Annotated in this window: 10 protein-coding genes; 6 read left to right on the plus strand and 4 right to left on the minus strand. The window is 31.9% G+C overall.

Annotated features, from left to right (window positions below; all coding sequences use genetic code 11):
• Positions 1-141 precede the first annotated feature (141 nt).
• Positions 142-1,014: an AraC family transcriptional regulator gene (locus RC62_RS21305; RefSeq protein ID WP_055098355.1), complete on the minus strand. Its 873-nt coding sequence runs from the start codon at positions 1,012-1,014 to the stop codon at positions 142-144.
• Positions 1,015-1,465: 451 nt separating this feature from the next.
• On the opposite strand from RC62_RS21305, the gene RC62_RS21310 reads away from it, so the two are divergent.
• The 3 genes from RC62_RS21310 to RC62_RS21320 all read left to right on the plus strand — a co-directional run bounded on the left by RC62_RS21310 (position 1,466) and on the right by RC62_RS21320 (position 3,594).
• Positions 1,466-1,885, plus strand: a complete 420-nt coding sequence (locus tag RC62_RS21310; protein WP_055098356.1) for a T9SS type A sorting domain-containing protein — start codon at positions 1,466-1,468, stop codon at positions 1,883-1,885.
• 541 nt (positions 1,886-2,426) lie between these two features.
• Positions 2,427-2,834: a secretion protein gene (locus tag RC62_RS21315; RefSeq protein ID WP_055098357.1), complete on the plus strand. Its 408-nt coding sequence runs from the start codon at positions 2,427-2,429 to the stop codon at positions 2,832-2,834.
• Between the two features lie 373 nt (positions 2,835-3,207).
• On the plus strand, positions 3,208-3,594 hold the full coding sequence (locus RC62_RS21320) for a hypothetical protein (protein ID WP_055098358.1): 387 nt from the start codon (positions 3,208-3,210) through the stop codon (positions 3,592-3,594).
• Positions 3,595-3,744: 150 nt separating this feature from the next.
• Here RC62_RS21320 and RC62_RS21325 read toward each other — a convergent pair whose 3' ends face one another.
• Complete coding sequence (locus RC62_RS21325) at positions 3,745-5,346, minus strand: T9SS type A sorting domain-containing protein (RefSeq protein WP_055098359.1); 1,602 nt, start codon at positions 5,344-5,346, stop codon at positions 3,745-3,747.
• A gap of 180 nt (positions 5,347-5,526) precedes the next feature.
• Positions 5,527-5,937, minus strand: coding sequence for a helix-turn-helix domain-containing protein (locus tag RC62_RS21330; RefSeq protein ID WP_055098361.1), 411 nt, complete (start codon positions 5,935-5,937; stop codon positions 5,527-5,529).
• Between the two features lie 203 nt (positions 5,938-6,140).
• Here RC62_RS21330 and RC62_RS21335 point away from each other — a divergent pair, with 203 nt between their 5' ends.
• The 3 genes from RC62_RS21335 (at position 6,141) to RC62_RS21345 (ending at position 8,943) form a co-directional block, all read left to right on the plus strand.
• Positions 6,141-6,458: a hypothetical protein gene (locus tag RC62_RS21335; protein ID WP_055098362.1), complete on the plus strand. Its 318-nt coding sequence runs from the start codon at positions 6,141-6,143 to the stop codon at positions 6,456-6,458.
• A 963-nt stretch (positions 6,459-7,421) separates the two neighbouring features.
• Positions 7,422-8,075 carry an SLATT domain-containing protein gene (locus tag RC62_RS21340; protein ID WP_055098363.1) on the plus strand — a complete coding sequence of 218 codons (654 nt, stop codon included), beginning with the start codon at positions 7,422-7,424 and terminating at the stop codon, positions 8,073-8,075.
• Positions 8,076-8,217: 142 nt separating this feature from the next.
• Positions 8,218-8,943: a hypothetical protein gene (locus RC62_RS21345; protein ID WP_055098365.1), complete on the plus strand. Its 726-nt coding sequence runs from the start codon at positions 8,218-8,220 to the stop codon at positions 8,941-8,943.
• Between the two features lie 192 nt (positions 8,944-9,135).
• Here the strand turns inward: RC62_RS21345 and RC62_RS21350 are convergent, their stop codons facing one another.
• A complete protein-coding gene (locus tag RC62_RS21350) occupies positions 9,136-12,576 on the minus strand; it encodes a methylmalonyl-CoA mutase family protein (protein ID WP_055098366.1) in 3,441 nt (1,146 codons plus the stop codon).
• Between the last annotated feature and the right edge of the window lie 16 nt (positions 12,577-12,592).

Genomic DNA, 12,592 nt, shown 5'->3' on the forward strand with positions numbered 1-12,592 from the left:
ATGTATTAAATCTATCCTTAACACACTTGTTATATTTTGAAAATAACAAGTGTGTAAATATAATTTTTATAACAATAATGAAGTGTAAAAAAATTCCAAATTTTAAAGTCAAAATTTAAAAGCCTGGATTTCTACCTTGATTTAGCTAATAATAATCTTGTGTTCCTGACGGTATTGCGAAGCGCTTTTACCTGTATATTGTTTGAAAGATTTACTAAAGTGGCTAAAATTATTAAAACCGCTTTCGTAACATACTTCATTTATACTTATTGGTTTTTCGGCCAATAGTTTTGATGCATGTACCAAACGATATTCATTTACAAATTCTGTAAAGGTCTTATTCGAAATCTTTTTAAAATAACGACAAAAAGAAGGCGTCGTCATACTCACCAAACTCGAAACTTCGTCTATGGCAATCGATTCCTGAAAATGATCTTTAACATAATTAAAAATAACATTTATACGATCATTATCCTGTGTATGCAATTCTAATGAAAACCCATCGGCATTAAGTACCGTGTAATCTTTTGAAGAATCTAATTCGTCTAAAATACTCAAAAGAGTTATTAATCGTTCAAACGGAAGTTGGTTCTCCATCATTTCGATTTTCTTGCCTATTTGTTTTTTTGTTTCTCCGCCAAAAGCAATTCCACCTTTTGACTGGCTCAGGATATTTTGCACCTTTCTCATTTCGGGAGCACCAAAAAACTCACTTCCTAAAAATTCAGGTTTAATATGAATAACGGTTTCATTTATATTTCCGGTTTGCTCGTTTGTAAAACCACAATGCGGCAAATTAGAACCTATTAATATCAAACTGCCATTGGTATAATAAGAAACATGGCTTCCTATTTGTCTTTTACCTGCGCCACCGTTTATATAAACCAATTCAATTTCCGGATGATAATGCCATAAATGAGATTTAATATTGGTCTTTTGGGCATGCTTAGTATAGGTAAAAGAACTTCCGTAAGAGTTAGATATCACTTCAAGAGCGGGGGCGATTGTCTTCATGATAAAATCTTTAAAAAATAATAGCAAATTTAACAAAATTACCTAATATAATTTAAAAATTAACCTATATCGGTTTCGCAAATGAGAATTTTTCACTAAAATTAGTGAAGTTAGAATTCTCCTTTTTTAGCAATCAGCGTATTTTTTTAACTACTCGTATTTTTTTTGTTGATTTTTTTAATATATCGTATTTAATTGACTCTTTTTATACGCATACCTCACTTTTGTAAGAATATTAGATGAATCCAAAAAAATATTAACAGTTACAAATAATTGAAAAATAATAGCGTAATTAACAAAAACACCTCATTTAATTCAAATTTTAACCTATAACGGTTTCGTAAATGAGAATATAGCACATAAATTGGAAAATAGAGTTGTGTAAAAAAAGCGATAACCGGAGTAATTTAGCATCAGAAAATTAGAACTAAAAACTTTAAAACATAGAGCTATGAAAAAGATCGTAAAATTAAGTTTAGTATGTGCAATACTTTTATCAGGAATAAGCACTTATGCAATTGATGGAAATGGGAATGGAAATGATGATTTTAACCTTCATGTATTAAAAGCTAATGGAAAGATAATTACGTTTGCTCTAAATCAGGTACAAAAAGCAAGCTTGAGTATTTATGATAAAAACGGAAGTTTAATCTATTCTGAAAATGCTTCAGGTAAAGAAGGAATCTTAAGAACTTTTAGTTTAGAAGAATTTCCAGCAGGAATCTATTTCTTAGAAGTTGAAGACAGCGTTAAAAAAGTAAGACACGAAATTACAATTACTGATGATGCATCTGTATTATCTACAAAAGCAGTTTCGTCATCATATAAAGCAGATACAACTGCAAAAAATGCAAGCGTAGCAGTACGCTAAAAAAGTTTATACTCTCATAAAGTATAAAAATGAGGTTAGATAGTTAGTAAAGTTAAAAACGTGATTGTTTTGAAACAGCTCTTTGTGGTTATTGAGCTGTTTTTTTTGTGCCTTATTTTTTCACCTCAAATAATTTAATTTAGCAGTAGTTGAGAGAACTCAGCAGCTAAAATTTTTATCTACAATAACCGCAAAACATAAAGTTCGCAAAGCTAATTCAAAATAAAGCTTAGCGAACTTTGTGTTTATTACTTTAAATCTATAATAAAAAAAGCCTTTGCCTCTTGCGCAAAAAACTTCTATCTGCATAATTTTTTGTAAGAAGCAGAAATAAATTTACATTCTCTTAATTTATCGGAAACGTTGAAAAATAATAACCGAATTAACAAAAACGATAAATATAATTCAAATTTTAACCTATAACGGTTTCGTAAATGAGAATATAGCATCGAAATTGGAGAATAGAGTTGTGAAAAAACATTCATAATGTAAGTAATTTAGCATCAGAGAATTAGAACTATTAATCTAAAAAACAAACATCATGAAAAAGATTGTAAAATTAAGTTTAGTATGTGCGGTACTTTTTTCAGGAATTAGTACTTATGCAATTGACGGGAATGAAGATTTTAATCTTCATGTATTAAAAGCAAACGGAAAGCTAATAACATTTGCCCTTAATAAAGTGCAAAAAGCAAACCTGGCTATTTATGATAAAGATGGTAGTTTAATCTATTCTGAAAGTGCTTCAGGCAAAGAAGGAATTTTGAGAACTTTTAGCTTAGAAGAGTTTCCGTCAGGAACTTACTATTTAGAAGCGGAGGATAATGTAAAAAAAGTGAGACATGAAATTACCGTAACAGATGATGCTACAGTTTTATCTACAAAAGCAGTTTCATCAAGTTACAAAGCAGGATTTTCTGCTAAAAATACAAGCGTAGCAGTACGTTAAAAAATTATACTCATACAGTATAAAAGTGAGGTTAGATAGTTAGTAAAGTTTAAAACGAAAAGTCGTTTTTAAGACAGCTCATTGTGGTTATTGAGCTGTTTTTTTATGCCTAAAATTTACTAAAATATTTTAGTAAATTGTTTTTCGAAAACTATTCCTAATAAATACAATAGGGTGATTTACACACTATTAAAAAATATTAAAAGAAAAACATCCAACATCCCTTTATTTACGTACATAGTTCAGATAAACGACAGAAACATCTTTGATTCAGCAATTTAGACATTAAAAAAAGTAGTTTTATTGCATAAAATTAAATTTCAATTTGTAGTTTTGAGCGTTCCACAAATAGTAATTAACATTTAAAAAAAACATGACAAATTTTACAAAAATGGGCTTAGTTGTTGCCGTATTTTTAACAACAATCTTTACTTATGCAATTGATGGAAAAGGGGATTATATTTTGAATATAAAAACCGGAAACGGAAAAGTAGTTAGCTTTACTTTAAACACCGTTGAGAAATCAGTTTTTTCTATTTACGACGAAAGCAATAATTTGGTGTACACAGGAGAATCTGCTACAGACAAATTAGAAATTTCGAAAACATTAAGTTTAGAGGCGTTTCCTGCCGGAACTTACATCCTACATGTAACAGAAAATGGTAAAGTAGCGAAACATGAAATTACAGTTTCTGCTAAGAAAACAAAAATCGTCAAGCTTGACGAATCAGTAAACGAAAGTCCTTCGTTTCGTCGTTAATCTTCACCTTTTTTGCCCAAAAAAAATTAAAGCATCAGCTGCCTACAGCTGATGCTTTTTTTTATGGATAAATTTTAAGGATATTTATCTAATGGATTGAAAATACAATTGACCATTCTAAAATTCATTTGACTGGCTTTACTTTAGATTTTACGTTTTTATTATTTTTTTATTAATCCATTTACCATCTATTTGAATTTTAGCAAAGTATGTTCCTGCATTCAAATAAGAAATATTGATTTCATTGCTGTTTGACTTACTAATAACGAGTTTGCCATTTATATCAAATACCTGAACATTTTGTACGCTTTCATTATTAATTGTAGTGATCTTAACATAATTTGATGATGGATTAGGGTAAATAGTCAACCTGGAATCTTTTGTAAAAAATTCTGTATTTAGATTATTACCATACTTCCAAAATTTATCATCTTTAGAGTAGTACAAATAATTATTAAATTCAAAAGGGAGTCGAATGTTATCGAGATTAGGTATATTTTCTAAAGTTTTGAGATTCGAATCGTATATCCATCCTTTTCGGTTGTCATCCTTATCTATCGCACCATGAATAAAATATTGATTTTCATTAAATTTTAGGGTTGAGACTTGAGTATTGAATGGTATTTGAAATTCATCTAAATCATTTAGTACTGCCAATTCTCCGAGATTAGAAACTACATTATTGGCTAAATTTAAAGAAACCAACTCTGTACCTTCAGTTGCATTTGAAATCGTAAAAACTAAAGAATTACCTATTTTGGTCAGATTTGATGCCGAAAAATATTTATCAATTTGTTGCTTATAAACCTGAACAATTGAATTGTTTATGGTGCTAAACTTTAAGATCTCTATACTCCCTGTACTATTAGTAAAATTTTTAAGAGAAACAAACATTAAATACAAATTGCCATCTACAGCTATAACATCATCATAATGAACTAAACCACCTACTGACGGATTTCTTACAGTTGCAACTTTTTTTGTGTTTTCTAGTGTACCATCAGTTTCAAATAAAAAATGCCTGCTCGCAAAATAAAGTTTATTATTATATTCAATAAACTGAGTTAAAATACTAGTACCTCCTGAACCACCTACTAATCCTGAACCATTACCATCCATTTGTTCAGTTACGGGAAACGTACCTGCAGAAGTTCCGTCACTCCTCCATACTCTAGAATCGCTTGTATTGGCTGGCTGAATCGAAAATATAAAGATATTGTTGCATTGCCCTTCAAAAGTAGGCGTGTTCCATATAGATGAAATTTCTTTAACCAACACAGTTCCAGAATCTGTTCCATCTGTTTTCCAGACCTCCAGCTTATCGTCTTCTTTTTTTATTAAAAAATATATTGAGTTTCCTGCTGTTGTTAGTGTTGTAACACGTTCGTTAATAAAATTTGTAACTTTTACAGTCCCGGCATCAGTTCCGTCTGTCTTCCATATTTCTCCTGCAGAATTTTCATCAGAGGCTATAAAATAAAAGGTATTATTTAAAATTGCAGATCCGGTTCCTATTGTACCAATATAATCATTTCGACTATCTGTATCTTTGAATAAAAAAGTATTATCAGCAGTTCCATCACTTTGCCATAATGCTCTTCCATTATTTGTATCATATCCCTGAAAATAAATCTTCTGATCAAATTTTTTAAAAAATTGAGCATTGCCAGGCGAAAAATCATAAATCAACTGTTGTGCATTGACTTTTGAAATAAATAAAGCAAAAAGAATTAAAAGTAGTTTTGTTTTCATTTAATAGTTTTAGGTTTTATTACTAGTTTTCTTAATTTGTAATATTAATATTAAATACTTGAAATAAAAAATATTAAATAAAAAAGTCAAACAATGCACAAGAAATCTGATCCAAAAACAAACCATAAAAAAAGCATCAACCTCTGCTGATGCTTTTTTATGGATAAACTTTTAGAAATATTATTTTCCTGCTAGTAATTTTTCTAAATATTCGATTTTGTCTTTTTCGGCCTGAAGCAAGCGTTCATATAGAGTTTCGTTTTTATCTACAGTTTCCATTAATTTATCTAACGGATTGAAAGTACAATTGTGTCCAAAATTTACATTACTGTCTTTCGTATCATTAAAAGTATTAAAATAATTAATCATTCCTTCTTCTGAAAAATTCTTAATTGCTTCTACAGTTACGCCAAGTGCTTTTGCAACTTCTACAAGTCTTTCTTCTTCTATGGTTTCACTATTTTCTATAGCCGAAATTGTTTGCTGGCTTATTCCTAAAGCTTGCGCCAAAGCTTCCTGTTTCATATCACGAAGTTCACGAATACGGCTTATTTTTCGCCCTATATGATTTGGTTTTGTTAGTGTACTCATAATTCAAAGGTAATAATTAAGTGTGAAAAACCTCAACTGGTAAAAAACTTATTTAGACTGTTCGTATACCAACCAAAACGGTTTGGTACGATACAATCTATTTCTTTCTTCGCTGAGCCAAACAAAAGTACAATTTTTCTTATAATAAATTATTAAAACTCTAATTGTAAAACCATTAAATACAACTAAAAAATACACGCCTTATGGAAACAAATGAAATGGAAACTTTAGCAAGACTTAAAAAATTAACGGCACTACATTTTCGCACATTAAAACCTGCCAACGACAAATCAGAAACGTACATCGCTCAAATTAAGGTTTTAAATTATTTTGAATTAGGCTGCATTATCACCGATATGCTAAAATTAAGTATTCTCGCACTAGATCACGATATGCATAATGTTGCCGAAAAGAAAAACCAATCTATAAATGTGGGTTTGATTCTGGAAACTGTTGTACAAATGTTTCCTTTGGAGGAATTTGAGTTTTTGAGTTGTGTTGGGGAGATTGTTGGTGAATAATTTCCGCTGATTTTATCGATACAAACAACTGGATTTTGATTACGGAATTTCTTTGTCATGGACGGATTAAAATCCGTCTCTACAATATGATTCGTTCCTCCGGAACTTTTATAGAACTTCATAAAAATAACCACAATATTGTCATTTCTTCTGCTGGCGCGAGCATCTCGCTCGTGCACGTCAACTGAATTTCATTTTTGTTATATAATCTTTGTGTTCACGAGCGGGACGCTCGCGCTAGCGAGGGGGAATAATTTTCTTCGAGAGGAATTAATTTGTTTAAGATTATCCACTACATTACCACTATATTGTCATTTCGACGTAAGGAGAAATCCTCGCGAGAAGCTCGACAAAGATTGAACTTTCGTTGCGGAGTTACTTGCGAAGATTTCTCCTCCGTCGAAATGACAAACTGTATGGAATTTTACATTTCTGCTTACGTGAGCGTCTCGCTCGTGCACGTCAATTGAATTTCATTTTTGTTATATAATCTTTGTGTTCACGAGCGGGACGCTCGCGCTAGCGGAGGAAATGGATAATCTTCTGTTGATTTTTAGGGGCGCAAACAAATGGATTTTGATTACGGAATTTTTTTGTTATGGACGGATTAAAATCCATCCCTACATATGCTTGAACTTTTTGTAAAACTCTATCAAAAATAACATTGCTGTGCGAAGTCTCCCGACTTCGTAACCACCGCTATATTCCGTTCCAAAATTCTTTTTTATTTTCTTGGTGGATTATTGGAACAGAGACGAAGTAGAAAGGATTCGCACAGCAATCAGCGAATTTTATAAATGAATACTTCGGAAAGCTGTGTATACTCAAATATAAGAATTTCAAGGTTTCGAACACTTATGGCGGGACAAAATTTGTATTTAACCGAAAAATCCCGCATCTTTATTCCCAACCCTACCAAGCTCTAGGTTAGCGGTAATACAAAAAAACAAGAAATAATAGCATATGAGAAAACAAGAAAATTCTACGATTGAAGAACTATATGATCGTATTTGGAAGACAAAATCCGCAAGACTTAACGCTTATCAAAGGTTATCCAAAACATATTTTTTATCATCCTATGCAACAAGTTTACTATCTGTTTATGTTATAATTTTATCACTATTACAGCCTTTTAAAATAATTTCTAGCGAAAATACTATACAAACAATAAACTTTGCAACCATATGTGTATCAGTAACTCTTTTAGTTTTCGTACTAATGGAATCTTCAATGCAATATAATTTGAAAGCAGAAAAATTTCACGATTGTGCCAAAGAAATTAGCAAACTATTTAAGAAATATGAATTCATTAAAGAAAATACAACCTTAAATGAAGAAGATAAGTATAAGAAATTTAAAAATATTCAAGATAAATATGATAAAATAATCGATTTATATGAAAATCATAGACCAATAGATTTTAAATTTTTTCAAAGTAATAATAAACTAAAGGAATATAAAGAAGATTACACGCTAATTTTTAACTTAAAAATAAAATTCGGAAACTTCAATAGATGGTATATAAAATATAAATATAACCACTTAATTTTCATTCATTATTACATTGTAATTTTTATAATTCCAATCATTTTAATATATCTACTTTGTGTAAAATAAAAGTAGCCACTCTATTAAGTACTTTGTGAAGTCTCCAGAATCCGTGCCCCTCACTATATTACATCCTATTATTTTTTATTATCTTTTCGGATTATTGAAACGGAAATAATATATAGCAACATCTAATTATTTATTAAGATATATGAATGAAGTATTAAGCAATTACTACAAAAGTCTAAAAGAAAATTTAACAATGATAGCTCTTATTCCAACAATTTTAGGAGCAGGATGGCAGTTATGGCAACTTGGAATGATATCTATCCAGATGATACGTTTCTTTTCAATTTCACAATTAGTTAATGATGGACTAATTATATTACTATTTTTATTAATTCCATTATTTATTATCAAAACGCTAATTAAAGGAGGCGTTGACGAGTTATATAAAAATGAAGACTTAAATTATATACAAAATATAAAGAATAAGACAAAATCAGCAGTAATAAGACAACTCATTTATTTCTTTTTATTGATCGCAATGGCTATTACAATGTTTCTTAAAACAGAGAATGTATTTTATAGTTTTTATTTTTATTTACTTCTTGCCACAATTTTTTCATTTATTCAAGTACATTTATTTTTATTGTGTTTTCAATTTTTCAGAAGAAATAAATTAATAGAAGTTTATTTGTCTATTACTACTTTCATAATTTTGGTATATGCTTTAGCAGTAATTAATTTAAACTTTAATAATATTGAGTCCTTATTAAATTTTCAAAATATGATATCAAAAATAGAAAAGAAGGATTGTTATTCAGCAGCACCAAGAATTCGATATTTTAATGATAAATATATTTTTATTGAACTAGAAAAAAAGAATAAAAAAAGTATATTGATAAATCAAATTGATGACTTATTTGAAGATTAGAAATATCGAAGTTTATATTTTTAAAACTGTGACAATTCGTCACGATTTCCTTTAATCTATCTACTGTAAACTTTTTAAATAATTTCATTATAGGAAATTCAAACGTCCACTTCTCTCGAAATTTCAACATTAAGTCACAAAAAAACCTCCCAAAATCTGAGAGGTTTTTCCATAAATATAAAATCCAAAATTCTACATATTCCTTCTATACTGCCCACCCACTTCAAACAATGCCGAAGTAATCTGACCCAGCGAACAAACCTTTGTCGCTTCCATTAAATGATCGAATAAGTTTTCATTCTTGATCGCAGCTTCTTGTAGTTTGTTAAGATGCTCGTTTACTTTTGCTTCGTGAAACTGATGTAAATTATCGAGCATTGTAATTTGATATTGTTTTTCTTCTTCGGTGGCGCGAATTACTTCTGCCGGAATTACCGTTGGAGAACCTTTTGAGCTCAGGAAAGTATTTACACCCACAATTGGGAAATCTCCGTTGTGTTTTAGAGTTTCGTAATACAAACTTTCTTCCTGAATTTTAGAACGTTGGTACATTGTTTCCATTGCGCCAAGAACTCCACCACGTTCTGTGATTCGGTCGAATTCTTGTAGAACGGCAGCTTCTACTAAATCTGTCAATTCTTCGATTATAAACGAACCTTGAATTGGGTTTTCGTTTTTGGCCAGACCTAATTCTTTATTAATAATCAACTGAATCGCCATTGCTCTACGCACAGATTCTTCGGTTGGCGTTGTAATCGCTTCGTCGTAAGCGTTTGTGTGTAGCGAATTACAGTTATCATAAATCGCATACAAAGCCTGCAAAGTGGTTCTAATATCATTAAAATCAATTTCCTGTGCGTGCAATGAACGCCCTGAAGTCTGAATATGATATTTTAGCATTTGCGCTCTTTCGTTTGCTCCGTATTTGTTTTTCATGGCTTTTGCCCAAATTTTACGCGCCACACGACCAATTACTGAATATTCAGGATCTACTCCGTTTGAGAAAAAGAACGATAAGTTTGGTCCAAAATCGTTAATGTTCATTCCGCGGCTTAAGTAATATTCCACGTAAGTGAAACCATTAGAAAGCGTGAATGCCAATTGCGTAATTGGGTTCGCTCCCGCCTCAGCAATATGATATCCTGAAATCGAAACCGAATAGAAATTACGAACGTTTTTGGTAATAAAATATTCCTGAACATCGCCCATTAATCTTAGTGCAAATTCCGTTGAGAAAATACAGGTATTTTGCGCCTGATCTTCTTTTAAAATATCGGCCTGAACCGTTCCACGAACTTGCGATAAGGTTTTGGCTTTAATGTCATTATACACTTCGAGAGGCAAAACCTGATCTCCGGTAACTCCCAAAAGCATTAATCCTAAACCATTGTTTCCTTCCGGTAAATCGCCTTGGTATTTAGGGCGTTCTGTTCCTTTTTCTTTATATATTTTGTTGATTTTAGCTTCAACTTCGTTTTCTAATTCGTTGGCTTTGATGTAATATTCGCATTGCTGATCGATCGCTGCATTCATAAAAAAGCCCAACAACATTGGCGCTGGTCCGTTTATGGTCATACTTACAGATGTTAAAGCGTGAACCAAATCAAAACCTGAATACAGTTTTTTAGCATCATCCAAACAACAAATAGAAACTCCGGCGTTACCAATTTTTCCGTAAATATCAGGACGAATATCCGGGTCGTTTCCGTACAAAGTCACACTATCAAAAGCGGTCGAAAGTCGTTTTGCCGGCAATCCTGCGCTCACATAATGAAAACGTTTGTTCGTTCTTTCCGGTCCGCCTTCTCCGGCAAACATTCTTGACGGATCTTCGCCTTCACGCTTAAACGGATATAATCCTGAAGCAAACGGAAATTCTCCAGGAACATTTTCCTGTAGATTCCAACGCAAAATATCGCCCCAAGCTTCATATTTAGGCAAAGCAATTTTTGGGATTTGTAAATGCGATAAACTTTCAGAATGTGTCGCGATTTTAATTTCTTTATCACGAACCTTAAACGAGTAAACCGGATTTTTGTATTTGGCTACTTTTTCATCCCAATTCAGGATAATTTCCCAATTGTACGGATCTAAATCCATTTTTACTTTATCAAACTGATTTAATAAAAGGTTCAAAAAGATTCTGTTTTCGTCGTGTGCTTCGGTTGCGCTTGGTAAAACAGTCGAATCGTCAATTCCGGCTTTATTTATCTGTGGAATTTTTCCTGAAACCGATTCTATGGTTTTAAAAATTCCGTATAGTTTTTGAGCTACTTTTTGCTGTGAAAGTGCGCTTTCGTCATACGATCTGTTATTCTCTGCAATTTCAGATAAATAACGTGTTCTGTGTGGCGGAATCACGAAGATTTTCTCGCTCATTTCCTTAGTAATCTGAAAAGTCGATTTTAATTCGGATGCTGTTTTCTCCACAATTTTATCCATAATCGCTTTGTAAAGCGTGTTCATTCCCGGATCATTAAACTGAGATGCAATGGTTCCGAAAACCGGCATATCATCCGGATTTTTATCCCAAAGATTATGATTGCGCTGGTATTGTTTTTTAACGTCACGAATCGCGTCTAATGCTCCTCTTTTATCAAATTTATTTAAAGCTACAAGATCAGCAAAATCAAGCATGTCGATTTTCTCTAATTGCGTTGCAGCTCCAAATTCCGGCGTCATTACATATAAGGACACATCAGAATGGTCCATAATCTCGGTATCAGATTGCCCGATTCCTGAAGTTTCCAGAATAATCAAATCATATTTTGCCGCTTTTAAAACCTGAATTGCTTCTGCAACATATTTAGATAATGCCAGGTTTGATTGACGTGTCGCCAAAGAACGCATATAAACACGAGGATTATTTATGGCATTCATCCTGATTCTGTCTCCTAAAAGTGCTCCTCCAGTTTTACGTTTTGATGGATCGACAGAAATTAATCCGATTGTTTTTTCAGGGAAATCAATTAAAAATCGACGAACTAATTCATCTACCAAAGATGATTTTCCGGCTCCACCCGTTCCTGTAATTCCAAGAACCGGAATTTTAGAATTGGTATTACTAGTATGTATTTTATCAAAAACCGGTTTTGCAATTTCGGGGAAATTCTCAGCCGCAGATATTAATCGCGCAATCGCTGTTGGAATTTTATTTTCGATATGATCGATTTCTCCATTTAATTTGTCTCCAATAGGATAATCAGAACGTTCTACCAAATCGTTGATCATTCCTTGTAGCCCCAAAGAACGGCCATCATCAGGCGAATAAATTCTGGTAATACCATAATCCTGTAATTCAGCAATTTCGCTTGGCAGGATTACTCCGCCTCCACCGCCAAAAATCTTAATATGTCCTGCTCCTTTTTCATGAAGCAAGTCATACATATATTTAAAGTATTCATTATGACCTCCTTGATAAGATGTCATTGCGATTGCATTTGCATCTTCCTGAATAGCAGTATTTACCACTTCTTCGACACTTCGATCGTGACCCAAATGAATTACCTCAACTCCAGTTGACTGAATAATACGACGCATGATGTTAATCGCTGCATCATGCCCGTCAAAAAGAGAAGCCGCTGTAACAATTCTTACTTTATTTTTAGGATTATATGGTATTTGTTGTTCCATTTTATGAATATGATAA

The sequence above is a fragment of the Flavobacterium aquidurense genome, from assembly GCF_001404985.1.
Taxonomy (GTDB): Bacteria; Bacteroidota; Bacteroidia; order Flavobacteriales; family Flavobacteriaceae; genus Flavobacterium; species Flavobacterium aquidurense_B.